At 68.4% G+C, this 26,852-nt stretch carries 26 protein-coding genes; 8 read left to right on the plus strand and 18 right to left on the minus strand.

Annotation, left to right across the window (positions count from 1 at the left end):
- The first annotated feature begins 21 nt into the window (after positions 1-21).
- Positions 22-1,524: a M81 family metallopeptidase gene (locus ASG63_RS11435; RefSeq protein ID WP_056216134.1), complete on the plus strand. Its 1,503-nt coding sequence runs from the start codon at positions 22-24 to the stop codon at positions 1,522-1,524.
- Positions 1,521-2,312 (plus strand): FadR/GntR family transcriptional regulator, encoded by a 792-nt coding sequence (locus tag ASG63_RS11440; RefSeq protein ID WP_056216136.1) that lies wholly within the window; start codon positions 1,521-1,523, stop codon positions 2,310-2,312. Before ASG63_RS11435 ends, ASG63_RS11440 begins: the two co-directional genes overlap by 4 nt.
- 59 nt (positions 2,313-2,371) lie before the next feature.
- Here ASG63_RS11440 and ASG63_RS11445 read toward each other — a convergent pair whose 3' ends face one another.
- The 5 genes from ASG63_RS11445 to ASG63_RS11465 all read right to left on the minus strand — a co-directional run bounded on the left by ASG63_RS11445 (position 2,372) and on the right by ASG63_RS11465 (position 9,641).
- Positions 2,372-4,027 (minus strand): TadE/TadG family type IV pilus assembly protein, encoded by a 1,656-nt coding sequence (locus ASG63_RS11445; protein WP_244479876.1) that lies wholly within the window; start codon positions 4,025-4,027, stop codon positions 2,372-2,374.
- Positions 4,028-4,051: 24 nt separating this feature from the next.
- On the minus strand, positions 4,052-4,729 hold the full coding sequence (locus ASG63_RS11450) for a TadE/TadG family type IV pilus assembly protein (RefSeq protein ID WP_082514059.1): 678 nt from the start codon (positions 4,727-4,729) through the stop codon (positions 4,052-4,054).
- 1 nt (position 4,730) lies between these two features.
- Complete coding sequence (locus ASG63_RS11455) at positions 4,731-5,414, minus strand: TadE/TadG family type IV pilus assembly protein (protein WP_244479877.1); 684 nt, start codon at positions 5,412-5,414, stop codon at positions 4,731-4,733.
- 420 nt (positions 5,415-5,834) lie between these two features.
- Positions 5,835-6,821 (minus strand): helix-turn-helix domain-containing protein, encoded by a 987-nt coding sequence (locus tag ASG63_RS11460; protein ID WP_082559269.1) that lies wholly within the window; start codon positions 6,819-6,821, stop codon positions 5,835-5,837.
- Between the two features lie 1,476 nt (positions 6,822-8,297).
- Positions 8,298-9,641 (minus strand): flagellin N-terminal helical domain-containing protein, encoded by a 1,344-nt coding sequence (locus ASG63_RS11465; RefSeq protein WP_082487493.1) that lies wholly within the window; start codon positions 9,639-9,641, stop codon positions 8,298-8,300.
- A gap of 308 nt (positions 9,642-9,949) precedes the next feature.
- Here ASG63_RS11465 and chrA point away from each other — a divergent pair, with 308 nt between their 5' ends.
- The gene (chrA, locus tag ASG63_RS11470) at positions 9,950-11,209 is read left to right on the plus strand and encodes a chromate efflux transporter (protein ID WP_056216142.1); all 1,260 of its coding nucleotides are present in this window, start codon (positions 9,950-9,952) and stop codon (positions 11,207-11,209) included.
- Between the two features lie 3 nt (positions 11,210-11,212).
- On the opposite strand, the gene soxA is transcribed toward chrA, so the two are convergent.
- The 9 genes from soxA to ASG63_RS25240 form a co-directional block, all read right to left on the minus strand.
- The gene (soxA, locus tag ASG63_RS11475) at positions 11,213-11,965 is read right to left on the minus strand and encodes a sulfur oxidation c-type cytochrome SoxA (protein WP_056216190.1); all 753 of its coding nucleotides are present in this window, start codon (positions 11,963-11,965) and stop codon (positions 11,213-11,215) included.
- A 17-nt stretch (positions 11,966-11,982) separates the two neighbouring features.
- Complete coding sequence (soxZ, locus tag ASG63_RS11480) at positions 11,983-12,303, minus strand: thiosulfate oxidation carrier complex protein SoxZ (RefSeq protein WP_056216145.1); 321 nt, start codon at positions 12,301-12,303, stop codon at positions 11,983-11,985.
- 6 nt (positions 12,304-12,309) lie between these two features.
- On the minus strand, positions 12,310-12,774 hold the full coding sequence (locus tag ASG63_RS11485; protein ID WP_056216147.1) for a SoxY-related AACIE arm protein: 465 nt from the start codon (positions 12,772-12,774) through the stop codon (positions 12,310-12,312).
- A gap of 8 nt (positions 12,775-12,782) precedes the next feature.
- Positions 12,783-13,268, minus strand: a complete 486-nt coding sequence (gene soxX / locus ASG63_RS11490; RefSeq protein WP_443189790.1) for a sulfur oxidation c-type cytochrome SoxX — start codon at positions 13,266-13,268, stop codon at positions 12,783-12,785.
- A 5-nt stretch (positions 13,269-13,273) separates the two neighbouring features.
- Positions 13,274-14,524 (minus strand): NAD(P)/FAD-dependent oxidoreductase, encoded by a 1,251-nt coding sequence (locus ASG63_RS11495; protein ID WP_056216149.1) that lies wholly within the window; start codon positions 14,522-14,524, stop codon positions 13,274-13,276.
- Positions 14,521-14,712: a c-type cytochrome gene (locus tag ASG63_RS26435; protein WP_244479878.1), complete on the minus strand. Its 192-nt coding sequence runs from the start codon at positions 14,710-14,712 to the stop codon at positions 14,521-14,523. The genes ASG63_RS11495 and ASG63_RS26435 overlap by 4 nt, the downstream gene beginning before the upstream one ends.
- 119 nt (positions 14,713-14,831) lie before the next feature.
- On the minus strand, positions 14,832-17,018 hold the full coding sequence (locus tag ASG63_RS11505; RefSeq protein ID WP_056216153.1) for a xanthine dehydrogenase family protein molybdopterin-binding subunit: 2,187 nt from the start codon (positions 17,016-17,018) through the stop codon (positions 14,832-14,834).
- A 10-nt stretch (positions 17,019-17,028) separates the two neighbouring features.
- Positions 17,029-17,490 carry a (2Fe-2S)-binding protein gene (locus ASG63_RS11510; protein ID WP_056216155.1) on the minus strand — a complete coding sequence of 154 codons (462 nt, stop codon included), beginning with the start codon at positions 17,488-17,490 and terminating at the stop codon, positions 17,029-17,031.
- A gap of 625 nt (positions 17,491-18,115) precedes the next feature.
- Complete coding sequence (locus tag ASG63_RS25240; RefSeq protein ID WP_156394164.1) at positions 18,116-18,289, minus strand: hypothetical protein; 174 nt, start codon at positions 18,287-18,289, stop codon at positions 18,116-18,118.
- A 462-nt stretch (positions 18,290-18,751) separates the two neighbouring features.
- Here ASG63_RS25240 and ASG63_RS11515 point away from each other — a divergent pair, with 462 nt between their 5' ends.
- On the plus strand, positions 18,752-19,495 hold the full coding sequence (locus tag ASG63_RS11515; RefSeq protein WP_056216157.1) for a Crp/Fnr family transcriptional regulator: 744 nt from the start codon (positions 18,752-18,754) through the stop codon (positions 19,493-19,495).
- A 62-nt stretch (positions 19,496-19,557) separates the two neighbouring features.
- Entirely contained in the window at positions 19,558-19,770 is a 213-nt protein-coding gene (locus ASG63_RS11520) for a hypothetical protein (protein WP_244479879.1), read from the plus strand.
- Between the two features lie 62 nt (positions 19,771-19,832).
- Here ASG63_RS11520 and ASG63_RS11525 read toward each other — a convergent pair whose 3' ends face one another.
- The 4 genes from ASG63_RS11525 to ASG63_RS11540 are packed head-to-tail and all read right to left on the minus strand — an operon-like array spanning position 19,833 to position 22,549.
- Positions 19,833-20,678 carry a VOC family protein gene (locus ASG63_RS11525; protein ID WP_156394165.1) on the minus strand — a complete coding sequence of 282 codons (846 nt, stop codon included), beginning with the start codon at positions 20,676-20,678 and terminating at the stop codon, positions 19,833-19,835.
- A complete protein-coding gene (locus ASG63_RS11530) occupies positions 20,675-21,595 on the minus strand; it encodes an SMP-30/gluconolactonase/LRE family protein (protein ID WP_056216163.1) in 921 nt (306 codons plus the stop codon). Before ASG63_RS11530 ends, ASG63_RS11525 begins: the two co-directional genes overlap by 4 nt.
- 4 nt (positions 21,596-21,599) lie before the next feature.
- Entirely contained in the window at positions 21,600-22,058 is a 459-nt protein-coding gene (locus ASG63_RS11535) for a hypothetical protein (protein ID WP_056216166.1), read from the minus strand.
- Positions 22,055-22,549 (minus strand): DoxX family membrane protein, encoded by a 495-nt coding sequence (locus ASG63_RS11540; protein ID WP_056216168.1) that lies wholly within the window; start codon positions 22,547-22,549, stop codon positions 22,055-22,057. Before ASG63_RS11540 ends, ASG63_RS11535 begins: the two co-directional genes overlap by 4 nt.
- Positions 22,550-22,766: 217 nt before the next feature.
- Between ASG63_RS11540 and ASG63_RS11545 the strand changes: the two genes are divergently transcribed.
- The 3 genes from ASG63_RS11545 (at position 22,767) to ASG63_RS25245 (ending at position 26,683) form a co-directional block, all read left to right on the plus strand.
- Complete coding sequence (locus ASG63_RS11545) at positions 22,767-24,341, plus strand: GMC family oxidoreductase (RefSeq protein ID WP_244479880.1); 1,575 nt, start codon at positions 22,767-22,769, stop codon at positions 24,339-24,341.
- A complete protein-coding gene (locus ASG63_RS11550) occupies positions 24,338-25,297 on the plus strand; it encodes an alpha/beta hydrolase fold domain-containing protein (RefSeq protein WP_056216172.1) in 960 nt (319 codons plus the stop codon). Before ASG63_RS11545 ends, ASG63_RS11550 begins: the two co-directional genes overlap by 4 nt.
- Before the next feature lie 921 nt (positions 25,298-26,218).
- Positions 26,219-26,683 carry a hypothetical protein gene (locus ASG63_RS25245; protein ID WP_156394166.1) on the plus strand — a complete coding sequence of 155 codons (465 nt, stop codon included), beginning with the start codon at positions 26,219-26,221 and terminating at the stop codon, positions 26,681-26,683.
- Positions 26,684-26,852: the final 169 nt, after the last annotated feature.

The following is a 26,852-nucleotide window of genomic DNA, read 5'->3' on the forward strand; positions in this document are numbered from 1 at the left end:
CCAACGACACGAGTTGCCGCCATGCGCATCGTCACCGCCCGGGTGAACCACGAGACCAACACCTTCTCGCCCCTGGCCACCCCGCTGGCCGCCTTCCACCCGCTCTGGGGCGACGCGGCCCTGGCGGCGGGCCGCGACAGCACCACGGCGCTGGGCGCCTTCATCCGCTTCGCGGAGGCGCGCGGCGCCACCGTCGCGGTGCCGGTCTCGGCCCATGCCAACCCGAGCGGCCCGGTGGCGGACGCGGCCTTCGAGACGCTCTGCGCGGCGATCCTCGACGCGATCCGCCCGGGCTGCGACGCCATCCTCCTCGACCTGCATGGGGCGATGGTGACGGAGAGCCACGACGACGGCGAGGGTGCGCTGCTCGCCCGCATCCGCGCCCTGGCGCCAGGCGTGCCGCTCGGCGTCGCCCTCGACCTCCACGGCAACATCACGGACGCGATGGTGGCGCAGTGCGACGCGCTCGCCGGCTTCAAGACCTACCCGCACGTGGACATGGCCGAGACCGGCGCCCGCGTCGCCGGGATCGTCGGGCGCATGCTCGACGAAGGCCTCAGGCCCCACCGCGCCTGGGTCCACCCGCCGATGCTCGCCCACACCTTGCGCATGGACACCCGCGTACCCGGCCCGATGCAGGCGGCGGTGGCGGCCGCCCGGGCGGCGGAGGCCCGCCCCGGCGTGCTCGCCGCCACGATCTTCGGCGGCTTCTCCCTGGCCGACCTCGCCGAGGCCGGCGTCTCGGTCACGGTCACGGCCGAGACGCAGGGCGCCGCCGACGCGGCGGCCCGCGACCTCGCGGCCGGGCTCTGGGACGCCCGGGACGCCTTCGTCTACGCGGAGGCGCCGCTGGCCGAGTCCATCGCGGCGGGACAAGCCGCGCTGGCGCAGCCCGGCGACGGCCCGGTGCTCCTCCTCGACCACGGCGACAACTGCATGTCGGGCGGCACCTGCGACGTGATGGACGTGCTCGCCGCCGCCCTCGAGGCCGGGATGGACGGCATCCTCGCCGGCCCGATCTGCGATCCGGAGGCCGTGGCCGCCCTGCACGCGGCGGGCGTGGGCGCCCGGGTCGCCTGCGGCCTCGGCAACCGCGTGCCCCTGCCGGGCTTCCCGCGCCAGGCCCCCCTCCCCCTCGCCGGCACGGTGACGGCGCTGGGCGACGGGGACTACGTCATCACCGGCCCGACCTATACGGGCCAACGCTGCCGCATGGGCCGGGCGGCGGTGCTCGACACGGGCGCGGCCCGCATCCTCGTCACGGAAGAGCCGCACGAGCCCTGGGACCTCGGCGTGTTCACCAGCCTCGGCCTCGACCCGGCGGCGGCCCGGGTGCTGATCCTGAAGTCGCGGATGTATTGCCGGCCGGTCTTCGAGCCCCTCGCCCGGGCGGTGGTGGAGTGCGCGAGCCGGGGCGTCACCAGCTCCGATTACGGCCTGTTCCCGTTCGCCAAGCTCGCCCGCCCGATCTTCCCCCTCGACGCCGACGCGGCCTGGGCTCCACCGAGTCCGGCTCCCCGATGACCACGCCCGAGGTGGACGGCCCGCCCGCGCCGATGCGGCGGATCAAGCTGTCGGACCAGATCGCCGAGGATCTCTGCAACCGGATCGCCCGCGAACGCCTGGCCCCCGGCGACCGCCTGCCGAACGAGCGCGCCCTGATGCAGCATTACGGCTGCGCCAAGGGCACGATCCGCGAGGCCCTGAAGGCCCTGGAGGTCCAGGGTCTGGTGACGATGCAGTCCGGCCCCAACGGCGGCCCGGAGATCCGCCCGATCTCGGTGGACGCCGCCGCCCAGCAGCTGCGCCGGTTCCTGCATTTCCAGGAGCTCGACTTCGCCCAGGTCTACGCCCTGCGCCGCAGCCTGGAGGTGACGCTCGGCGTCAGCGTGGTCGGCCGCCTCGGCGAGGCGGAGTTCCGCCGCCTGGAGGCGAACATGGCAGCCTGCGAGGCCGCCAACGCGGGCGACCAGCGCGGCCTCGGCCGGGTGGTCGAGGTCGATTTCCACGACATCCTGTGCGACGCCAGCGACAACCCGCTCCTCGCCTTCATGTGCCGGTTCCTCAACAGCCTGCTGCGCGACCTCGTGGAATTCCGCAGCGACAGCCTCACCGAGCACGAGGCCTTCGGCGCCCACAACCTCGAAAGCCACCGCGCCCTCGTGGCCGCCTACCGGGCCGAGGACGCCGAGGCCGTCCGGCGCGAGATGCACGAGCACATGTGCTGCGCCGAGCACTTCATGCAGCGCCTCGATGCCAAGTTCCGCAAGGACCTGCTGAGCCGACGGGGCGCGAACGGCGCGGGTGTGTGAGGGTCGGGCCCGGGACGACGGCCCTCAGCGTCTGGGAGCCGGCCCAGGGACGGGTGCCCTCACTGGGTCAGGCGCAGCGTTCCAATGCTCTTTCCGATCTGGTCGAAGGCCGCGATGAGGGCGTCCGAGGTGTTGGCGATGAACGCCTGGCTCTGCGAACTCGCGCAGCCGTTCAGCAGGCTCAGGCCCTGGCTGTCGATCGGATCGCCCGCGGTGCTGAAGCCGATCGTGTAGAGCTGGATGCCGGCCGCCTTGGCGTTGGTGCAGGCCGTCTGGGTCAGGGCGTCCAGGGCGTTGCGCGCCTGAGTGGTGGTCGTGAGATTCTGGTAGTTGGGCGGCAGGCGCCCGTTCGGCGTCGAGCCGTCGGCGTTCTTGAAATACCCCATCGAGAAGAAGAACGTCCCGTTGTAGTTCTGGTAGGGGTTGTCGCTCCAGCTGTTCGCCCCGTCCGTCATCAGGATGATGATCTTGTTGACGTTCGCCGAGGCGTAGGAGCCGCCATCGCCGAAGACGCTGTTGGGCGACACCGTGCGCCATCCCCACATCAGGCCTTCGAGGATGTTCGTCGCGCCCTGCGGCTTCAGGCTCGAGACCAGCGACTTGAGGATCGTGACGTCGTTGGTCAGCCGCTGCAGGGGCTGACTGGTGCAGCCGAAATTGGGTCCGTTCGGCAGGGCGAGGTAGGAGCTCTCCGTGGGCGCCGCGCCCTGGGGATTGACGTACTTGCAGGCCCGCGCCTCGGTGGCGGCGAAGCTCAGGCTGGTGTCCGCCTTGCAGGAATTGGAGCCCGTCGCGTCATTCAGGTAGCTGTTGAACGTGTAGTTCCCCGCATAGGTCGTATAGGACGTCGTCCCCTGACCGGGCTCGTCGGGTGCGAACATCGGGACGTAGAGGGAATCGGCGCTCGCCCCCGGTTGCCCGTCCTGGACGTTCAGCGGATAGGGCAAGGTCTCCAGGCACCCGCCCCAGCCCCAGCTCGGCGAGACGGTCTTGAGGGAATCGAAGATCCCGAACCGACTGGTGAACCCGGCCGCCGTGGCGCCGCTGACGTTGTTCCAGTGGTAGGAGGATTTGCCGAGCTTATCGATCCAGGCCGCGTTCCGGTACGTGACCGGATTGACCGCGACGGACGCCGCGAAGGGAACGATCGAGATCCGCGTATCCGCGGTGAAGGCGGGGTTGTTGTGCACGTAGTCGATGAAGTTGTTCGCCGCCTGCTGGGCGGCCTGCATCTTCGTCGTGCTGCCGCCGCTCGAACTCATCGAGCCGGTCGTGTCCAGCACGAGGGCGATCTCGAACGTCTTCGGAAGCGGCGTCGCGCATTGGGCGACGGCGGTGGGATTCAGATCCAGCGTCTTGGAGACCTGGCCGAACAGGGCCGGCGAGCTGATATGGGTGGCCAGGACGATCTTGCGCGGGCTCGTCGTCACGCTGATGGGATCGACCGTCAATCCGGCGGCTCCCATGTAGCCGGCCATCATGGCCTGGGCTTGGGCCTGCATCTGGGCCGTGGTCGTCGTGCTCGGGCTCTGGCACAGGCTCAGGGCCGTCGCATCGGTGGCCGCCTGGAGCTTGGCCTGCATCCGCGTGGCGGTTCCGTAATCGAGGGCGGCCCCCGCGAAGGCGAGCAGCGGCAGGCTCGCGAGCGCGAAGATCACCGCGACGTTCCCGCGGCGATCGCCGTGGAAGCGTTGGACCAAACCAGGACGACGCACGATCATCTCCTCACCTCGTCGCACTCAGGTCACGGGGGCGGGGCAGGGCGATCCCTTGGGCAGGACCACCTCGCTGTAGGGGTTCACCCCGTAGGGCTGGCCGCCGCGGGTCGGCCAAGGCGTGTTGACGGTCAGGGTGATCTGCCCGTTGGTCCCGCCGAGCTGGTTCACCAGGGCGCTGCCCAGCATCGGCGCGTAGGGCATCGTCACCTCCGCGAGGATGTAGCGGGTGCCGGTGACCTGGAATCCCTGCGGAACGCTCAGGTCCGCGGCGGCCCCGGTGGCGCGCGCCTTGGCGTTGTCCGTGGCGGCGCTCGAACAGACGACGGGCCTCAGGGAGAAGCCCTTCAGGTCGACCCCCAGCGCGCTCACGACGATCTTGACGTTCGTGGTGTCGAAGGGACGAAGAATGAGCTTGGCCGACTTCAGGATGTCGGCCATCGCCGCATCCGTCATCGGGTTCTGCTTGTCGCCCTGCGACGTGAGATCCGCGACGGCCCGCGACAGGAGGGTCACCTTGCGCCAGTTGTCGACACCATTCGACAGCTCGATGATGCCGACCAGCAGCAGGAGCATGATCGGGAAGATGAGGGCGAATTCCACCGCCGACACGCCGCCGGCCGCCCGCCCGAACGAACGGGCACGGATCCGGACGGCGTGGACGTTCCGGGCAGGTGGCGGGAAGGAGCCTGGCGAACCCATGTCAGGTGTTGCAGCCCGTGGTCGATGTCGTCTGGTAGGGCTCCGTCCGGAAGACGGCCGTCGACAGCATCAGCTGGGATCCATCGGCGAAGGTATTCGGGCTCAGCTTCAGGAACGAGAAGAACACCGGAAACTTCGCGGCCGCCGAAACGATGACGATGGCGCCCGGCTGCGGACAGCTGAACTGCGTCCCGGCCGTGCGGGACCAGCCGCCCGTGCTCGAGTCGAACGGGCTGGAAACGCTGCCGCTGCCGTAGGACCCGCTCAGCGTGACGTCGAGCTTGATCGACTGGCAGTCGAAGGCCGGCATCAGCGCGCCGGAGTTGCAGAGATTGTCCCGCAGACGTCCCAACAGAACGGCCGGGTCCCGCTGCCCGCTATTGGCCACCTGAAAGGATCCCGTCAGAATGGCTCGGCTTGCCTTCTGCACAGCATAGTCGAGGTTCTGCGCAGCCCAGACCTGAAACGAGATCTGGATGATCGCCGCAAGCATCGTGAAGAACGGAATTGCGACGAGCCCGAATTCGACGGCGGTCGCGCCACGACTGTCCGAGCGGAATCGTTCGAGCAGCGCAACCGCACGCACATTGAGAAAAACGTCGGCTTTTCCGGTCGTTTCAGGCTGGCAGGGATGTCCTGTACGATTCAAGACCATCTTTCGAAAGGTTTTCTGATCGAACAGCATCGGAACAAGTTTCTGTGATACAAGCTCTATAACGCAGAAGTTGCATGCGGCTCGATTTTTAAATCTTACGCGCTACAGGCATACGGGCCAGCAATTCACAATGTATGAATCCGTTTTTCGAATTTTTGCTTTCGTGCACCTTCGGACTCCTGCGAATTGAGCACCGGCCAGTCCGCGGGCGGTCCGCCCGTGCCCAACCGGGGCTTCTCCGGACACCGATTCCCGCGCATCCGGGACGAGGCGGGCCCTGGGATCGAAGCGCCGCTCGGTCCCGGGGCGCCGACGTGTCGGGCGCGAGATGCACGAGCACATGCGCTGCGCCGGGCACTTCCTGCAGCGCCTCGATGCCAAGTTCCGCAAGGACCTGCTGAGCCGACGGGGCGCGAACGGCGCGGCGCCGTGAGCAGGACCCGCGATCGGCTAGAGTTCACGCAGCCAGGACAGCAGGCGTGACGCGCGGTCGTCGTGCGGGCAGACCTGGCAGGTGGCGTCGACCTCGCTCGGGTTCAGGCCGTACTTGCGCCGGAACGCCCGGCTGAACACCTGCTCGTTCTCGAAACCGCTCTCGAACGCCAGTTGCGCGATCCTCGGGCGCCGCCCGCCGGCGGCGCAGGCGAGCTGCTGCATGGCGTGCGCGAGGCGCCGGCTGCGGATATAGGCGTAGACCCCCCCATCGGCCTCGAACAGCTTGTAGAGGGGCGTCCGCGACAGGCCGAACTTGGCCATCAGCATCTCGGCGTCGATCGCGGCGAGGTTTCGGTCGATCTCCTGGCGCACGGCGATCCCGAGGACGCCGGTGTGATTGTAGGCGCTGTCCGCCTCCGCGATGAACGCCGCGTTGCAGAGGGCGATGGAGGCCTCGGCGAGCCTGTTCTTCTGCAGCGGGGCCGCCGTCCGAAGGCAGGTCCGCAAGCCTTTCAGATGGTCGGCGAGCAGAAGGGTGAGGGGTGTGGTCGTCGGAGGGATGACCCGTCCATGCCAGCTCGACGGATCGCCGCGCCAATCATCCAGGACACGGCGCGGCACGATCGCCCCCAATTCGGCGCCCCCGCCCGCGCGGTCGATCGAGAGCTCCTGAGAAAGATCGAAGACGACCAGCATCTCCTTCTCGATTTCCGAAACGCACCTTTCGGTTGCAATCTTTTTCCGACCTGAGAGCTGGAGGGAGATGCAGATGTGATCGATGTTCTGGTTCGCGATTTGAGACGATTTTCTCTCCGCGACCTGCTTGAAGCCGTCGGTCTCGGTAAACATCATTTTCTTCAGATTATAATATCTTTGGTATACACTGCACGGAACAAAGACGTCCTGCTCGCAATGCACCTCGAATAGATCCGACAAGGCATCAATCCAGGCTCTTCGACGCGTATTGTTGTCGGCGATGCTCTGGAAAAGATACTCTATCATCTATCCGATCCAGTTCTATGGCCCTCTCGATTGACCTAAAACAGTCCGGATATCCCGGAGTACGCCTCCCGGACAATCTATTGTTCGCTCTTCGCGCAGTGAATAGCGCCACAGCGGATCCGCACGCTCCGGGATGGATTGTCTGGATTGAAGGACGGAACGTCCGTCCGTGCACACGCCATCGTCAGTCTCAGAACGCCGCGCGCGCTGCGCTGCACCCGTCTTGCGTGCACGCGCGCGGTTTTGGCTGACTGAAACGGCCCTGAGTCGGTTCGCGGAGATGCGTGCGTCCCGGTCGGACTCGTCGACGCGTGCCGCCCGACCAGGCGCGTGCCTGCGGCGGATTCCCTCGGCGAAGCCCATCCTCGGAAAAGGGCGCCCAGGGTGCGGAACCCGCATCGACGGGCGACGCGGAGGCCGCGGACAGCGCCTGCGATCTCGGTCGAATGGGCACACCATGCAATCGCTCCTCCCGACTGGGATAGAGAAAGATCAGGCGCCGTATCTATCTTCCATAAGATTCAGATATATCTATAATTTACATTATAAGTTGGCCTATAGACTGCGACTTCGAACCTCATCTTGGAAACAGAAAGACTATTTCCTAGTCCGGACCGGACGGGTGGTCTGACGGGTCGCTCCGCCCCTCGGACGGAAGCCTGCCAAGCTCGAACGCCGGGAGAGTGGAGCACGCGCAACGCGGGACGGTCCAAGAACGATGGTGCCGACCGGAAGCCCCGATCGCGGCCCGCCGGAGGATAATCCAGGAGGTCACCGGCGTATGACCTTGGAACTATTCCAACAGCAACGGAACGGATCAGGCTCGTCTTTCATCGCGGTCGACCCTGCATTCGACAGAATAATTCCGGAACGAGCCCGCGATCAGCGGCCCAGAGACCTGATAGTAATCTACACTTACCTGTAATCTACGCTGAGACGAAACAGAGTTATTTGAACATAGATGAGACTGAATATTGTCAGACCGGATGGATCAGAGAAATCTCCGTTGTAGAATCCGCTTCCGATGGGCCGGAAGGGATGCGGCGGACGAGGCTGGAGCAGGCGGGGACGGGGCTTCCGGCGATGTCCGCTCGTTCGCGGCAGGGCCGTCCGTCAGGGGCCCGGCCGGGTCCGGTTTTGCCGGGCGCCCGGTCGATGAACGTCCGGCCCGCTTGCGCGTCCGGCCGGTAACGAGTGCCGCAAACCCGCCTGCAAACCCGATTGTCGTGAAGATCGCCCATGAGACGAGACACACGAGCCCGATCCGCACACCGTCCCACGAGGGGGCGGACTGCGTCATCATCACGATGGCACCCGTCAGCGCTGCCCCTGCGGCAAGCCATCTGGACAGTTCGGAAGCGAGAGCCATGGCCGGCCGGATCATGCTGGGAGAGGGGCCGCGGTCGCACCGGCATGCGCGAACCCCGGGCGCAACTCGGCGCGGTCAATCGAACCGCGCCGAGTTGCCGGGTCCGCTTAGCGCAGGAGCTGCAGGATGCTCTGGTTCGCCTGATTGGCGAGGGACAGCGCCGAGACGCCGAGCGACTGCTGAAGCTGCAGGGCCTGCGAGTTGGCAACCTCCTCGTTCATATCCGCCGCCGTCAGGTTGGAGGCGCCGGTCGCGAGGATGTTGGTCATGCTTTTGGTGAAGTCCTGGCGGGTCTGGATGATCGACATGTTCGAGGAGAGCACGTTCGATTGGGTCTTCAGGGTGTTGAGCGCACCGGTCAGCGCGTCCGCCGCTTTCGTGAGGTCCGCATTGTTCTGGATGCCGAAGTTCGACCCACCGGCGGACGTGGCTATATCCTGCATCAGACCGATCCCTAGGTTTGCTGAGTTGGTCACCGTGCCTTGCACGACGAGCTTTGACTGGTCCGGCCCGGTCAACTCGTTGAAGACGACCGAGGTCTTGTCGCCGTTGAGCAGATTGATGCCACTGAAGCCGGAATCCTTGGCTGCGGAGTCGATCTGGGTGCGCAAGGTGTTGAACTGCTCGACCAGAGCCGAGCGGGCCGCCGAGGTGAGGCCGCCGACGACGGCATTCGACTTCGCACCGAAGATCCGCGTCGTCGCCGTCGTGTTGGCGGTGAAGCCGGTCGCCGGCGGCGTCGCGGCGGCACCGAGATTGATGGTGAGAGGATCGGATCCCTCGCCGACCACCTGCATCAAACCCTGGTTGTCCACCGACGCGGTGGCGAGGCCCGACTTGTTGATCTGGCTGACGAGGTCGGCGACCGTGTCGGACGCCGTGATCGTGTAGCTGTAGCTCGCGTTGCCAGCCGAAATCTGCAGGGTGTTGACGGTCGTCGCCAGCCCGACGTTTCCGTTGGCACCGGCCTTGGCCGGGGCGACCGGAGCGATCAGGGTCATGCCGAGGGAGTAGTCACGGACGCTCATGCCCGCGGCAGTGGCCAAGTTCGGAGCACCGAGGACGGCGGTCCCGGAAATCTTGGGCAGGTTCTGCGCGGCGCTGCTCTGGGCCTGCTGCACCACCGCCTGCATCGACTTCACGTAGGTGCTGATCGTGTCGAGGCCATTCGACGCCTGCTTGATGGTCTGGATGCCGTTGGACATGCCTGCGAGCAGGCTCGTCAGGGAGCCGGCGCGATCCGTGAGCGCCTGCGCGGTGAAATACTTGACCGGATCATCCAGGGCGCTGTTGACGCTCTTTCGAGTCGTCAGGCGCTCCTGATTGGTAGACATCAGCGACGCGGTGTTCTGCAGAGAGAGCACATTGTCACGCGCAGCCTGAGTTAGACCAACAGAATAGTCCATGAGATGCAATCCAGGTTTGGAGCCATCGATGCCGTCTAGGCACATCAATCTCGACCGGAATTGGTTTATGAATTTGTAAGTACAGACCTTCCAGTCAATTGATTAGTTGATGATCCGTACTTTACTTAGGACGATGCGTACTATAGCGAGACTTGATTGCTCTGCGCCTCGTTTGGGCGTTTCCCGCGCGGCGCGCCTGCGGTCCGCCGGTGCGCCGCGCCCCGGGGACGGGCCGGCCGGTGGGAATCGCCGCGACTTGGGCCGCGCCGGATGGTATCCGCCCGCCGAACCGGTCCATGGTCGATCGAGAGCGGGATGGGTGCTGCAGACGTGTCGACGATGAGGATCACCGCGTGAACGGGCAGGCACAGCCTCCATTCCCCAAGACGCGTCCGGGTCCCGGCCGGGCCGCCGAGGTGTTCGGCGTGTTCCTCAAGCTCGGCCTGACGTCCTTCGGCGGTCCGATCGCGCATCTCGGCTACTTCCGGGACGAGCTGGTGCAGCGCCGGCGCTGGATCGACGAGGCGGGCTATGCCGACCTCGTCGCCCTGTGCCAGTTCCTGCCGGGGCCGGCCTCCAGTCAGGTCGGCTTCTCCCTCGGGCTGCTGCGGGCCGGCGGCCTCCTCGGCGGGCTCGCCGCCTGGGCGGCCTTCACGCTGCCCTCCGCGCTGGTGCTCCTCGCCTTCGCCCTCGGGGCCGGCGCCCTGACAGGCCCCTGGGCGGAGGCCGTGCTGCACGGCCTCAAGCTCGTGGCCGTGGCGGTGGTGGCCCAGGCGGTCTGGGGCATGGCCCGCACGCTCACCCCCGACCGGCCCCGCGCCGGGATCGCCGTCGCGGCGCTGATGGGGGTCGTCTTCCTGCCTGGCGCCGTCGGACAGGTGCTGGTGATCGCCCTCGGGGCCGCGGCCGGGCTGATCCTGTGCCGGGGTGCGCCCGCCGCCACCGTCGGCCGCCTCGCGGTGCCGGTCTCGCGCCGGGCGGGCGCGGTGGCGCTGATCCTGTTCGCGGGGCTGCTCGTGGGGCCGACCCTCGTGGGGCCGGCCCTGCTCGCCCCGAGCGGCGCCGCGGGTCCGGCAGGCCAGGGGCTCGCCCTGTTCGACGCCTTCTACCGCGCGGGCGCCCTGGTGTTCGGCGGCGGCCACGTGGTGCTGCCGCTGCTGCAGGCGGAGGTGGTCGGCCCCGGCTGGATCGATCCGGCCCGGTTCCTCGCCGGCTACGGCGCCGCCCAGGCGGTGCCGGGGCCGCTCTTCACCGTGGCGGCCTATCTCGGCGCGGCGGTCGGCCCGGTGCCGCACGGCCTGCCCGGGGCGGTCATCGCCCTGGTGGCGATCTTCCTGCCGGGCCTGCTCCTGGTCTACGGCGCCCTGCCCTACTGGGACGGCCTGCGCGCCCGTCCCCGCGCCCAGGCGGCGATGCGCGGCACCAACGCCGCCGTGGTCGGCATCCTGGGAGCCGCCCTCTACGATCCCGTCTGGGTCAGCGCCGTGGGCGATGCCCGCGACTTCGCCCTCGCGGTCCTGGCCTTCGTGCTGCTCACCGCAGGGCGGGCGCCCCCCTGGATCGTCGTCCTGCTCACCGCGGCCGGCGGGCTCGTGCTGGCCCGACTCAGCTGACCCCTACGGGCGCACCGCCGGGGTCTCCACCGGCAGGGGCGCGGCCCGGTCCATGAGGTAGCGCTCCAGGGCGACGAACTCCTCCCCGCCGTAGGCGAAGGGCTCGGCCCGCATTCCCGTCATGCAGTTGCGCAGGCGCCGCTGCACGGACCCGACCCCCTGCCATTCCAGGCGGTAGAGCGGATAGCCGGTGGGGTGGCCCTGCGGGATCAGGGCCGCGCCGAGGCGGCGCCCGGGGTTGTCGTCGTGGCAGGCGGCGCAGGACAGGCCGAGCTGGCCCATGCGCTGCGTGAACAGCGCCTTGCCGGCCGCCCGGGCGGGACCGAGGCGGGGATCGTCCGGGGCCGTGATCGGCAGGCCCGCGGACTGGGCGGCGACGTAGGCGGCGAGCCCGAGGAGCTCACGGCTCTCGTACGGATAGGGCTCCGCGCCCTGGTGGCGCCGCCGGCAGGCATTGATCCGGCCCTCGAGGTCGAGGGGGGCCGCGGTCTCGGCGTCCCAGGCCGGGTAGCGGGCGGCGACGCCGCGCATCGTGGTCCCGGCCTCGCCGTGGCAGCCGGCGCAGGCGGCCCGGCCCGGGGCCGGCGGCTTGCCCCAGAGGTCGGCGCCGTCCGCGAGCCAGAGCAGGGCCGGGTTGGCCATGCCGTCGCGCTGCATCGCCTGGATGTCGGGGCTCATGGTGTCGAAGCCCGAGCGCCGCGCGGCGGCGGGACTCCCGTCCGCCCGCCCCGGCCCCGCCGACAGGACCGCGACCATCAGGAGCGCGAACCGCCTCACGTCACCGTCAGGGTCGCGGTCTCGGTCTGCGAGAAACCGTTGTCGCCGCGCCAGGTGAAGGTGAGCGTGCCCGTCCGCGTCGCCCGCAGGCTGAAGGTCAGGTAGGGGTTGGCGGCGGTGGCCGGAAACAGCTCGGCCCGGAACACCGTCTCGCCGTCGTAGAGGCAGGCGAACTCCGTGATGATGTCCCGCGGGCGGATGCGCCCGTCGGCCCCCGGCCGGAAGCCGGTCTCCATCGGGTGCGAGATCAGGGTCTTGATCGTGACGACCTCGCCGACCTGGGCGGATTTCGGCACGTTGATCAGGGTGCGGGCCATGGCGGCTCAGCCCTCCAGGCAGGCGGCGAGGGTGACGATGGCGTCGGCCGTGGTCGACCAGTAGCGCCCGTCGCTGGTCTCCGCGATGGCGGTGATGCGTTGCGTGTCGGCGAGGCGGATTCGGGTCGTGATCGCAGCGCGACCTCCACGCGACCCTAGGTATACGGTGATGACATTCGGCTGCGGATTCCTGTCGTTGAACACCGCGATGCGGCGGACATGGTCTTCCGGCGTCATGGGGCTGTCCACCGCCACGGTGATCGTCACCGCGTTGCCGTTCTCGACCAGCGGCGGCAGGTCGAGGCGGACGCGCCCCGGGAGGATCTCGGCCTCGCCTGCGAAGCGCCGGATGGCCTCGGCCGTGCTCTCGGTGCGGATCGCGGCCCCGGCCGCCACCGGGCGCAGGGCGACGGTCGCGGCGAGGCCGGGTCCAAGGGCGAGGAGGCCGCGTCGGCTCGGGTGGTGGGACATGTGCGGGCTCACGGCGCCGGCCTCTCCGAAGGGGTTTCGCGTAGCGTCGCAAGGAAGGCGACGATGTCCTCGATCTCCTGGGATGCCAGCACCGGCCGACCGCGCCAGGCTGCGCCGACCCGCGTGGTGCCCGCGAGGCTGTAATAGGAGGGCATGATGGTGTCCGGGTTCAAGACCCGGCCGTCCACGAGGCGCAGGCGCAGGGCTCCGGGCGCGAGCCGGTCGCCGACGCCCACGAGGTCGGGGCCGAGATTGCCGGGAAACGGCTCCTCGGGGAACGGCCCGGCGTGGCAGAGCAGGCAGAGCCCCTTGGTGCGGTCGGTCACAAGGGCCCGGCCCCGCGCGGGATCCCCCGGCACGCCGGTCAGGCTGGCGGGAATGGCGCGGTCGACGACGGTGACGGGCCGCAGGGGCTCCGCGCCCGGTTCGGCTCCCGCCGCGGCTGCGGTCCGCGCGGCCAGGATCGTGCAGCCGATCCAGACCCATCTGGGCACGCGCCTCACCCGAAGACCTGCCGGGTGATGGTGCGGTACCAGTCGGCGGCGTGGAGGGCCTCCTGCTTGCGCAGGGCCATCGACGCGTCGACCGGGCTGATGCCGCCGGCCCCCTCCACGTCGGCGAGGACGCCGCCCGCCGGGTGGTAGACGCCCGCGATCGAGATGCCGTAGCCGGGCGCCACCAGGCTGTAGCAGGTGTTGATCAGCTTCGGCGTCTCGGGTGCGCGGCCAGCCAGGAGGTCGATCACCGCGTCGGCGCAGACCTTGGCCTGGGCGTTGGCGGAGAAAGCGGATTTCGGCATCGCCCCGGCGATGGCCGCGTCGCCGATGACGTGGATGCCGGGCACCAGCCGGGATTCGAAGGTAACGGGATCGATCGGGCACCAGCCGCTGCGGTCGGCGACGCCAGCGACGGCGGCGATCCGCCCCGCCCGCTGGGGCGGGATGATGCAGGCCACGTCGGCCTTGTAGTCCGAGAAGTCGGTGTGGACGATCATGGCGTCCGGGTCGACGGCAGTGACCTGTCCGCCCTCCGCCAGGGGGACGTATTCGAGTTGCGTCGGGTAGAGGGCCTTCCAGCCCGACTGAAACAGGCGCTGCTTCGAGAAGGTGTCCTTGGCGTCGAGGAGGATCAGCTTCGCGCGGGGCTTGGTGGTCTTGAGCACATGGGCGATCAGGCTCGCGCGCTCGTAGGGGCCGGGCGGGCAGCGATAGGGATTGCCCGGCACCGCCAGCACCACGGTGCCGCCCTCGGGCATCGCGGCGAGCTGCCGGGCGAGGAGCAGCGTCTGCTCGCCCGCCTTCCAGGCATGGGGCATGCGCTCGGCCGCCGCCGCGTCGTAGCCGGGAATGGCGTCGAAGCGCAGGTCGATCCCCGGCGAGAGCACGAGCCGGTCATAGGGGCGTGCGGTGCCGTCTGCGAGCGTCACCCGGCGTGCATCCGCGTCGATGCCGGTGGCAGCGGCGTGCACGACGCGGATGCCGGCACGGGCAAGGCCCTCGTAGCCGAACCGCTGCGCCGCCATCGGCTGGAGCCCGGCGATGACCTCGTTGCTGAACGGGCAGGAGACGTAGGTCGAATTCACCTCGACCAGGGTCACGTCGAGGCCGCCGCCGTGGAGCGCGCGTGCGGCGGTGGCGCCGCCGAAGCCGCCGCCGATCACCACGACCTTCGGCGCGGCCTGAGCCAGAGCCGGCCGCCCCAAAGCGAAGGCTGCCCCGGTGGCGAGGAACGCCCGGCGCGTCCGGCTCATGGCCGCTCCTGGATCGTCTCGGGGGCGGCCGGACGCTGCCGCGACAGGTAGGCGGCGATCGCTCGGGACTCCTCCTCCGAGAAACCCCTGGCGATGCGGCTCATCACGCTAGCGGGTCGCACGCCCGAACGGTACTGGGCGAGCGCCGCCGCGATTTCGGCCTCCGGGCGACCGTCGATCGCCCCCATCGCGGCCCCTTCGGCGTGACACCCGGCGCAAGAGGAAGCCCCCGGCGGCGGGCGCTCCCTCGCCAGGACCATCCCGACGGACCCGGCGAGCAGCCAGGCCGCGAGCACAGCCGGGCGCATCACGCCCGGCGCAGGTCCGTGTTCTTCACCGGCATCTGGCGCACGCGCTTGCCGGTGGCCGCATAGATCGCGTTCAGCACAGCGGGGGCCGCCACCGCGATGGTGGGCTCGCCGACCCCACCCCAGAAGCCGCCCGACGGCATCACGATCGTCTCGACCACGGGCATCTCCTGAAGCCGCATCACGGGGTAGGTGTCGAAGTTCGTCTGCTCGATGCGGCCGTCCTTGACGGTGCATTCCTGGTAGAGCGCCGCGGACAGGCCGTACACGAAGGAACCCGCGATCTGGGCGTCGATCTGCTGTGGGTTGAGGGCATGGCCCGGATCGGTGGCCGCGACGATGCGGTGAACCTTGACCGTCCCATCCTCGCCGACGGAGACCTCGGCCACCGCTGCCACGTACGAGCCGAAGCCCATCATCTGGGCGAGACCCCGGTGGACGCCTGCGGGGGGCTTCGTGCCCCAGCCGGCCTTGTCCGCCACCGCCTGCAGCACCGCCCGGTGCTTGGGGTGCTGCTCCATCAGCTTCAGCCGGAAGGCCAGGGGATCCTGTCCCACCGCATGGGCGAGCTCGTCCATGAAGCATTCGAGGTAGATCGCATTCGGGTTCATGTTCACGCCGCGCCAGAAGCCCGGCGGGACGTGCGGGTTGCGCATGGCGTGGTCGACCAAAATGTTCGGGATCGCGTAGCCGATCGCGGCCTCCGCGCCGCCGGCATTGAGCCCCTGGAACACCACCGGATCCTTGCCGTCCACCATCCGGTTCGGCGCCACCGAGACCAGGATCGATTGCCCCGAGATGCGCATGTGCAGCCCGGTGACGTTGCCGGCGTCGTCCAGCCCGGCGCGCATCCGGCATTGGGTGATCGGGTGGTAGCGCCCGTGGGTCATGTCCTCCTCGCGGGTCCAGATCAGCTTGATCGGGGTCCCGGGCATCTCCTTCGCGATGAGGACGGCCTGGCGCAGCCAGTCGTGGGTGGCGCCGCGCCGGCCGAAGCCGCCGCCAAGCAGGAGCTTGTAGACGTCGCACTGTTTCGCCGAGAGGCCGGCGGCCTCGGCCACGGCGGCGAGCGCCGCCTCGCCGTTCTGGGTCGGTGCCCAGGCCTCGCAGCGCTCCGGGGTCCAGCGCACCGTGGCGTTCATCGGCTCCATGGTGGCGTGGTTCTGGAAGGGGACGCCGTAGGTCGCCTCCACGACCCGGGCCGCGCCCTTCAGGGCGGTCGCGACGTCGCCGCCCTTGTTGCCCACATAGGCGTCCTCGGCGTCCAGGCCGTCGCGCAGGGTCGCCGCGATGGTCTCGCTCGAAACCTGGCCGTTCGGGCTCTCGTCCCAGACGATCGGCAGGGCCTCCACGGCGGTCTTGGCACGCCAGAAGGTGTCGGCGATGACCGCCACGCCGGTATCGCCCACCGCGACGACCTTCTTGACCCCGGGCATACCCTCGACAGCCTTGGCGTCGAAGCTCTTCACGGTGCCGCCGAAGACGGGGCAGTCGCGGATTGCCGCGTTCAGCAGGCCAGGCATGGTGAGATCGATGCCGTAGATCTGGCTGCCGTCGGTCTTCTCGACGGTATCGAGGCGCTTCACCGGCTTGCCGGCGATGGTCCAGTCCTTCGGATCCTTGAGGACGATGTCCTTCGGCGGCGTGACCTTGGCTGCCGCCATCGCCACCGCACCGAAGGTGGTGGTGCGGCCGGAGCCCCCATGGCTGATCACGCCCTTCTCGACCCGGCACTCCGAAGGAGCGACGCCCCAACCCTGGGCGGCGGCCTCGACCAGCATGATGCGGGCGGCGGCTCCCCCCTTGCGAACATAGTCCTGGGACTCGCGGATGCCGCGGCTGCCGCCCGTGCCGAAATCGCCCCAGACCCGGCCGCGGGCGACGTTCTGGCCCGGCGTGGGATACTCGGTGACCACCTTGCTCCAGTCGCAGCCGAGCTCCTCGGCGACGAGCTGGGCGAGGCCCGTGAGAGTGCCCTGGCCCATCTCGGATCGGGCGATGCGGATCACCACAGTCTCGTCCGGCTTGATCACCACCCAGGCATTGACCTCGGGCGTGAGCGCCGGCGGAGCCTCCTGCGCGGCAGCCTCGGGGAAGGGCACGTGAAATCCGAGGCTGAGGCCGCCGGCGGCAACGGCGCCGGCCACGAAAGCGCGTCGGGAAGGCTTGTTCGCGAGGGCATTCATGGCTGTCTCCTCAACCGGCCTGGCCGCCATCGGCGGCGAGCTTGATGCCGGCCAGGACGCGGTTGTAGGTGCCGCAGCGGCAGATGTTGGTGATCTCGGAGCGGATCTGCGCCTCGCTCGGGTGCGGGTTCTGCGCCAGCAGCGCCGCCGACGCCATGATCATTCCAGACTGGCAGAAGCCGCATTGCGGCACGTCGAGTTCGGCCCAGGCCTTCTGCACCGGGTGCGAGCGATCCTTCGACAGGCCCTCGATCGTCACGATCTTCTGGTCAGGGGTGACGCTGGAGACCGGCATCGAACAGGAGCGCACCGCCGTGCCGTCGATATGCACCGTGCAGGCGCCGCACTGTGCGATGCCGCAGCCGTACTTGGTGCCAGTGAGGCCGGCCTGCTCGCGGATGACCCAGAGGAGCGGCGTGTCGGGTTCGGCCTCGACCTCGCGGATGGCGCCGTTCAAATTCAAACGGATCATGCGTTTCCTGCCGTGTTGCCCAGTCGTGAGTCGTGCTCCGCCGGATGTCCGCGGCGGCGGCCCCGTCTTTGGAATGGTTGTACGGTGCCGTGGTCGACCAAGTCCACAGGCATTTCTCGTCGCGAACCGTGTGCAGGTCGGCCCCTGCCATGGAATCTTCCAAATCCGCCCCGCGACCGATTATCTTCATGCATTTCTGTTATTCAAATTTATCTTTGAATATTCATGAGATCTTGCCTCAATTCGGACCGCCTCCCAACCATTCGCATGGGACTTCGTCCAGAATAACGACTGAGTTTTGGCGAGAGGCGGGTCCTCCATGAGGCCCGGACTTCGATGCGCTTGAATCCGGTAGCCGTGATGCCGACGTACTGAAGATGTGGCCGCACGTGCCTGCGTCGGCTCCGACTTTCTAAAAGGCGCTCCGCGGACATCACGTGGTGCGACGTAATCGTGGGTGATCGCGTTCCATCAGAATGCAGATTCCCCCCCCGATCGAAGTGCCTCCTTCCCAAGGTCCGCGCTCCGATAGGGGCTGGGCGGCTCGAGTCTCAACAGCTGCAACCGCCCAGCCCCGCCTTTCAGACCCGCGTCAGGCCGCGCGCATCCGACGGGACACACCGGCTCAGATCCCGGCGCCGCGCTCCGGGTCCGGTCCCTGCGGAATGAGCCGGTGATATTCGCCCTCGGGCGGTCCGTTGCTGCTGGCGACGAGCGCCTCGAGCGCCTGCACGCTGAGGGTCGTGCCGAGGCGCTGGGATCCCAGGGTCTGGGCCAGGAATGCGTGGGTGACGGGCATCTCATCCCTGCCCACCCGGTCATGCGACATGAGAATCCGCGAGCCAGACGGATTTGCAGGGGCAGGGTCGCATGCCCCCAGGGGGTGTGGCCGATCTGGACTTGAACGAAGCGGCGCGGGTCTCTCACGCCCCCGCCACGTTCTTCGGTAAGATCGGGGATCGCTTCCACCAGCGAAGGGCCCATTCACATCCGCGTGATACTTTCAGACTGATCGGCGTAGTCAGGCCTGTCACTGATATTTGTTAATGCGCCGGCGTTCGCCTTGTTAAAGCAGGCCCATTCGGGAACACCCCCTGGCGAGAGGGCGAGGTCGATACCCGCGGGCAGACCCGGCCAACGCGGGCACCTCCCCACCTGTCTTCATGTTAGTAGGTGAGGATTGCGCGGTCCGGCCGGTCTACGGAGTTCCGATGCGTCACTCCTGCCCACGCCAAACCTGCCCGAGAAAGGCACTTGCGCAATGAGCCTTGCCGCCGGCACCGATCTCAGCCTGCTCGTTCGAAAATTGGAGACGATCATCACCGTCTCGGACCTCGAGCGTCGGGCGATCGAACGCCTGCCGGTCACGCGCCGGCAACTGAGCGCCCATCAGGACATCGTGCGCGACGGCGACCATCCCAAGCAATGCTGCCTCCTGCTCGAAGGGTGGGCCTTCCGCTACAAGCTCCTCGACGAGGGCAAGCGGCAGATCCTGTCGGTCCACATCCCCGGGGACATCCCCGACCTGCAGAGCCTGCACCTGCCGGTGATGGATCATAGCCTCAGCACCCTGACGGCCTGCACCCTGGCCTTCATCCCGCACGAGGCGATGCTCGACCTCACCCGCAACCATCCCGGCATCACGGCCGCCCTCTGGCGGGATACCCTCGTGGACGCGGCGATCTTCCGGGAGTGGATGACCAATATCGGACGCCGCTCGACGCTCGGCCGGATCACGCACCTGTTCTGCGAGATCTACTTGAAGCTGCACGGCATGGGACTGGCGCGGGACTTCGCCTGCGAGATGCCCCTCACCCAAGGTGACATCGCCGATGCGATCGGCGTCTCGAACGTCCACGTCAACCGCGTCCTACAGGATCTGCGCGGCCAGGGACTGCTGACCCTTCAGGGGCAGCGCCTCGTCATCCACGACTGGGACGCACTGACGAACCGCGCGGAATTCGACCCGGCCTACCTGCATCAGAAGCGGCCACCCGGCCCATGACGCTGAGCCTCCAGTCCATCCGGATCCGGACAGGGAGCAGCGACGAGGAAGGCCGGCTGGTCATGGACGAGGGGCTCCTCGTCGCGATCCTGATCCAACTCTCGGCCGACCATGGCCCGGAGGCCGGACACTGGTTCCTGGAGGTGGGTTTCGGCAACCTCGGTTCTCCGAGGCCGGCGCCTTTCCGCGATCTGGCTGCAGCGCTGGCCTGGATCGCGACGCAGGCGGACACGCCGTCCGGCGAGGGCGTGCGCGACGGGGTCCGCAGGCGGTGAATTTCCGGTTCCGGGCGCATTCGGCGCTGCGCCCCACGGGCGGGCCGCTCCGGACGAGGATCTCAGGTCAGCCGAAGCCGATGGCCGTCCGGGTCCCGGAGGTGGCGGGGCGCGCCATCGGCGCCGGCGAAGACCAGGACGGTGGCGGCGATGTCGCGGTCGTCGCAGACGTGACCGCCGCGGGAAAATTCCCCTGCATAGTCAAGGAGTTCGACGTGCGGTGTCGGTGCCCCCGGCGGCCTCAGGCCCGTCACGGTGACGTGCGGGTCCGGCACGTCGTCGAGGCGGGCCTGCGCGGGACCGACATTGGTGGAGCGCGACGCCGCCCTGAAGCCGAGGCCCGCGTAGAAGGCGAGGCTCGCGGCGGTATCCGTCACCGAGATCGCCGAATGATCGAGGCCGAGGCAGGGATCGGGGCCGCCGCTGCGCCAGGCCTCCGGTACCTGCCCGGGGGGAAACGCAAGGAATTCAAGGGGATGCCCCTCGGGGTCGCGGAACTTGAAGGCGGTGACGCCGCCCGAGGCCGCCGGCAGGCGCTCCGGCCCGGCCGTGGAGATCGGGCGCCAGCCCGGCGTCGCCGACAGGCGTGAGACCGCGGCCGCCATGTCCGAGACCACGATGGCGATGTGCTGGAACAGGGGGCTCCAGCCCGGCACGGCGTCGGGATAGGGCCGCCCCGGACGGTCGAACCCGACGAGGTCGACGGCCTGCGCGCCGAGCCGGAGGGACACGACGGTTTCGCCAAAAGTGGTTCGCCGGTCGACCAGAGGTCGTGTCGAGGTCACGCGGGAAAACCCGAGCGCCGCCGTGAAATACCGCGCCAGCGTTTCAGGATCGGCGCTGACGAGGCGAATCCGGTCCAGGCGCAGCGGTCCGGCCCCGCTATCCGGCTTTACGTCCCCCGTCATGGGGTCTGCGCGCCGCGCCGGTTGAGGAAGATCGCGTAGAGGGTGTGCGAGCCGCCGATGAACAGGCGGTTCTTCATCCGGCCGCCGAAGGTCAGGTTCGAGACCCGGTGGGGCACGAAGATCTTGCCCATCAGGTGGCCGGAGGGATCGATGCAGTGGACGCCGTCGGCGGCGCTGCTCCAGACGTTGCCGTCCTCGTCGACCCGCATCCCGTCGCAGTAGCCGGGGGCGACGGTGTGGAAGACCCCGCCCCCCGACAGCGCGAAGTCGGAGCCGACGTCGAAGACGCGGATGTACTGGCGCGGGTTCGGCCGGCTCTGGTCGCCGGTCTCGGCCACGTAGAGCCTCCGCTCGTCGGGGGAAAAGGCGAGCCCGTTCGGCCCGTCGAAATCGGTGGCCATGGCGCGCACGGCGCCCGAATCCGGGTCCAGGCGGTAGAGGGCCGGCGGCTGCTCGGAATCCTGGCGCCCACCCTCGTAGTCAGTGGCGATGCCGTAGACCGGGTCGGTGAACCAGATCCCGCCGTCGGAGGCCACCACCACGTCGTTGGGGGCGTTGAGGCGGCGCCCGGCATGGTGGGTGGCGAGGGTGGTGACGGCGCCGTCGTATTCGGTGCGGGTGAGGCAGCGGTTCCGGTGCGAGCAGGCGATCAGCCGGCCCTGGCGGTCGCGGGTCTGGCCGTTGGCGAAGTGCGAGGGCGCCCGGTAGACCGAGAGCCCCTCCGCCTCGCTCCAGCGCAGGGTGCGGTCGCGCGGCAGGTCCTGGAACAGCAGGCAGTCGGCATCCCCGAACCAGACCGGCCCCTCGATCCAGCGGAAGCCGGTGGCGATCTCCTCCAGTTCGGCATTGCCCAGCAGGTATCCGGCAAAGCGCGGATCGACGACCTCGAACCCCGGATCTTCGCGCGTGGACGCCATGGGGCTACCGGAACCGGCACGGGGTGGCGACGGTGGGCGGCGCATCGAACTGCACCACCATCAGCACGGCGGGTTCAGGCCCGACCGTGCCGGAGAGGTGCCCCTGGCGCCCGTCCACCGCCTTCGTGTTCTGGTCCTCCCCGAAGGAGATCTCGCCGGGCCCCATCTCGACCCGGGTGCCGTCCATGGATTCGACGAACCAGCGCCCCGAGAGCGGGATGATCCATTGGGGCTTCGGGTTCTCGTGCCAGGCGCCGGTCCAGCCCACCGGCTGCACCGTGACCATCACGGTGGCGCCGTCATGGGTCTTGGTGCCCTGCCATTGCGGATCGGCCGGCGGCTGCATCGACTTCATGTCGAAATCGGTCAGGGCGCAGCGGGTCTGGTGGCTGACGCCCTCTGCGTCGGTCCAGAGGTGCCAGTAGGGCACGCGGGGTTTTTCGGGGGCGGTCTCGTCGCTCATGGGCTCGTCCTGACGGGGGTGGAAACGGGGGTGGTGCGGTAGGGCTGCGAGGAGGCCAGCGGGTCGGCCAGGAAGAGCCGCACCGTGTCGGCCCCGGTGCCGAAGGTGATGAGCAGAAACCCGCCGGCGAGGGCGACGTTCTTGAGGAAGTCCCAGAACAGGCCCCGGCCCTTGCTGTCGCCGCCGGCCCAGAAGTCGCCCGGGCGCCAGAACTGCTTCCACAGGAGCGCCGTGACGCCGCAATAGCCGGCGAGCACGAAGGCGGCGGCCCGGTCGGCGATGCCGGTGAGGATGCCGGCCGACATCACCACCTCGACGAACAGCCCCGCGAGGATGAGGGCGCGGGCGAGCCCGGTGCTGGCGACGCGCTCGCGGGCCTGGCCGACCGCGCCCCGAAAATTCAGGATCTTGTCCAGCGCACTGAAGGGCAGGAACAGCAGGACCAGGAGGAGCCGGACCGCGAAGGCGATACCGATGCTGAGAGCGACCAAGATCCGGTCCTGACCTGAGAGGTGGGCGACCCGCCGGGATGGGATGGCTCGGCAGAACGTGATGCCATCGGCGGTTGAACGCGGCACCCGCGCGGGGGTTCAAACGTTCGGAGCATCGGATGCTGCACCGCGGCGCGCGATCGTGGCGCAAGCGAGGCTCCGGTGCCGGCATCCGCGAACCGACCCGCCCGCGGCGCAGGATCCCGAAGGACGCCCCATGGAAACCCCCATGAATCAGGACCATTACGACGTGGTGATCGTGGGCTCGGGGCCGGGCGGCGGCACCATGGCCTGGCGCCTCGCCCAGACCGGCAAGCGGGTGCTGCTCCTGGAGCGCGGCGGCTACCTGCCGCGGGAGCGCGAGAACTGGGACAGCCAGGCGGTCTTCGTGGATGCGCGCTACCAAGCGCCCGAGACCTGGTACGGCGCCGACGGGCGCACCTTCCACCCGGGCCTGCACTACTACGTGGGCGGCAACAGCAAGGTCTACGGCTCGGTGCTGCTGCGCCTGCGCGCCCGCGACTTCGACGTGGTGCGCCACCCCGACGGCGAGGCGCCGGAATGGCCGGTGAAGTACGACACCTTCGCGCCCTACTACCAGGCGGCGGAGGAGCTCTTCCACGTCCACGGCCTGCGCGGCGAGGACCCGACCGAGCCCCCGGCGGACAAGCCCTACGCCTACCCGCCGGTCTCCCACGAGCCGCGCATCCAGGAGCTGTTCGACGGCTTGAAGCGCGAGGGGCACCGGCCCTTCCACCTGCCGGTGGGCGTGCTCCTCGACGAGCGCGACGGGAAGGCCCTGCCGCACTCGGCCTGCATCCGCTGCGACGCCTTCGACGGCTATCCCTGCCTGACCAACGGCAAGGCCGATGCGCAGATCATCTGCGTCGACCCGGCCCTGGCCCGGCACCCCAACCTCACCCTGTGGACCGGCGCCTATGTCGAGCGCCTCCTCACCAGCCCGAGCGGGCGGGCGATCACCGGCGTCGAGCTCGTGCGCGACGGGCAGAGCCGGACGGTCTCGGGCGACATCGTGGTGGTGGCCTGCGGCGCCCTCTCCTCGGCCCTGCTGATGCTGCGCTCGGCCAACGAGGCGCACCCGCACGGCCTCGCCAACGGCTCCGGCCACGTCGGGCGCAACTACATGCGCCACAACAACGCCACGGTGCTGGCGGTCTCGCGCACCCCGAACCCGACGAAGTTCCAGAAGACCCTCGGGCTCAACGACTTCTACTTCGGTTCGGACGACTGGGACTTTCCGCTGGGCCACATCCAGATGGTCGGCAAGTCCGACGGCACCCAGATCCACGGCGAGGGCCTGCCGGGCTTCCTGCAATGGTTTCCCGAAAAGCCCTTCGACTGGATCGCGAAGCATTCCCTCGACTTCTGGCTGACCTCGGAGGACCTGCCCCGGCCGGAGAACCGGATCTTCTACGAGGGCGGCCGGGTCCGCCTCGACCTCACCGAGAGCAACATGGAGGGGCATACCCGCCTGAAGCAGAAGCTGCGCGACCTCTGCGGCAAGCTCGACGTGCACCCACACCTGTTCGACCGCTCGCTCTATCTCGGCAAGGACACGCCCATCGGCGGAACCGCGCACCAGGCCGGGACGCTGCGCTTCGGCACGGACCCGGCCACCTCCGTGCTTGACCTCGATTGCCGGGCCCACGGCATCGATAACCTCTACGTCACCGATGCGAGCTTCTTCCCCTCGATCGGGGCCGTGAACCCGACCCTGACCATCATCGCCAACGCCCTGCGGGTCGGCGACACCATCGCGGGGCGGCTGTGACCAGCCTGCCCGCGCGCCTCCTCGCCCTGGCGATCCGCCTCACCGGGCGGCGGCACAACTTCGCCCAGGCGGAGCGCGACCCCGAGGCGGCGGTGGCCCGGCGCCCGCGGCCGGCCCGGCCGACGCCCGCCCTGCGCCGGACCCTGGCGGTGACCTGGGAGACCCGCGACGGCTTCGAGGTCTACACCCTGGCGCCGCGCACGGGGGCACGGGCGCCGCGCACGGGGGCCGGGGCACCCGGCCAGGGAGCCCGCACGGGGCGGGTGATCTACCTGCACGGGGGCGCCTATACGAGCCCGATCACCCGCCTCCACTGGCGCTTCCTCGCGCGGCTGGTCTCGGCCACGGGCCTCACCGTCACGGTGCCGCTCTACCCGCTGACGCCGGAGCATGCCTGCGCGCAGGCGAGCGCCTTCGCGTTGGCGGTCTACCGGGCCTGCGCCGAGGCCGATCCGGGCGCGCCGATCGCCCTGATGGGCGATTCCGCCGGAGGCGGCCTCGCTCTGTCCCTGGCGATGCAGGTGCGGGAGACCGGCGGCGCAGGCAACCTGCCCGGTCCCGCCGGCCTCGTCCTGATCTCGCCCTGGCTCGACGTCACCACCGCCGACCCGTCCCAGGCCCGGATCGAACCCCGGGACGTGATGCTGATGCGCCCGGGCGTGCGGACCCTCGGGCGCTGGTACGCAGGCGCCTGGGACCTCACGGACGAGCGGGTCAGCCCCCTCTTCGGCACCCTGCGGGGCCTGCCGCCGATCGAACTCTTCTGCGGCACCCACGACATCCTGGTGGCCGATGCCCGCCGCCTCGCCGCCCTCGCCCGGGCGGAGGAGGCCCCCCTCGCCTATCACGAGGAGCCCGGCCTGATGCACGTCTACCCGCTGCTGGGCCTGCCGGAATCCCGCCGGGCCGAGGCGCGGATCTGGGATTTTTTGGGGGACCGGATGGGCCGGGGGTGAGGGGTTGGATGTGGGGCGAGTGACGGGCGCTTCTGTATGGCAATGAGGCGTCGCGGCGGCCCGTTTCGGATCGAGGGCGGGTGTTAGGCCCGCCCCTGTGCGTCGGTGATGGGTGGGGAGCGGTCCTCACTCGGACTCCTGGAAGCGGACACTCGTCTGCCGCCCGACAATTTCGGTCCGGAATGGATAGCAGCCCTTCACACCTATCGGCTACAGTGCTGATGAGACGCGTCTGGCGAACCGCATGTTAAGCATCTATTATTTTATGGTCGAATTTTTCTTTGATTTTCCCACGCTGGGATCAGCAATCTCGCGATCCTTGAAGATTTTCTTTGTAAGTATTTTGTTGGTCGGAGTTTGCATGGTCCTGCAAGTTCCCGCAGAATATACGTTCATCATATATCTTTTGAATCTATCCCTGCCGTGTTTCGTGATAGCTCGGTACACCCAGCAGTATCTTGGCTCAAAGCGCAGCTAGATCACGCGGTGATGGGATAGGCCGCTGAGAGTGGATAGCGGACCTATCGTCGCCCGCATTCCGAACGGCGAGCGGCGTCATCCCAGATGTAGCTTCCTGATGTCTGGTCAGAGCAGCGGTCGATCTCCTCGTTAATCTTCCAGCATGCGTGGACGCTGAGTACAATCGCGAGGGCCATCAGCGCCAAAAACACCAGTGCGGCTCTCTTCACCCACTTCATGCCTACCTCTCAGAAGCAGAGTAAGAGCTCTATGCAAAGCGCTTCTTAACGTCTGCTGTGGGTCAGGAACGAGTGCAGCGGCGGCGTCTGACTCTTCGCGTTACCGCGCGAAAGCGGACCGTCAGGTTGTTTAGGCAAGTGGCAGCCAAGCTTCTTGAATCACTCTGACACCAGATAGTAGGGTTCGCGGGTCATTTTGTCCGGCGGCTGTTGCGATGGTTCGATGGAAAACGTCACCCAAGCTGACGCTCGAAGGCAACGTGTCCGAGAGAATTTCGCTGGGCTAATACTTGGCTTAGTCCTCACTTACTACTTCGGCAGCTTGACATTATCCCAATTTGAGCACGAGGCCGTATTGCGCGATGGACAGGGTATTGACGCACGTGTGTTGTCTGCGCGTAGTTTTCGGGGGGTCATCGTTGCGGTCGTCCAATACAGCGGCATGGCCGAGGGACGCGAAATAGAATGTCGCGCCGATGTATCGCTTGGCTACTGGAGCCACAGGCCGAAGCTCGGGGAGCAGATCGCCGTCAGCGTTCGGCCGGGCTCATGTGCCACGCCGGTCAGCCAGACCGCTATTCAGTGGCCGTGGGCCTTTGCTGCCGTCTCGCTCCTGATCATGGTTATCCCGCTTGTATCGGCAGTAAACTTAGTCCGGTGCGTGATCCCGTTGCGGCAGCATAAGTGACCACCGCGTGGAGTGGGCCCCTGGAGGTGGACGGATTGGATAAGGCTGATTGACCGGCTGGCTGGGTCTTCGGAGGATGAAGACCATGGCACGACACCGTTCCCACAGCGTCGCGTTCAAGCGGCGACCGCCGACCACGCTGACGGCCGGCTCCTCGCCGAGGGCGTCG

This window comes from Methylobacterium sp. Leaf94 (assembly GCF_001426045.1).
Classification (GTDB): Bacteria; Pseudomonadota; Alphaproteobacteria; order Rhizobiales; family Beijerinckiaceae; genus Methylobacterium.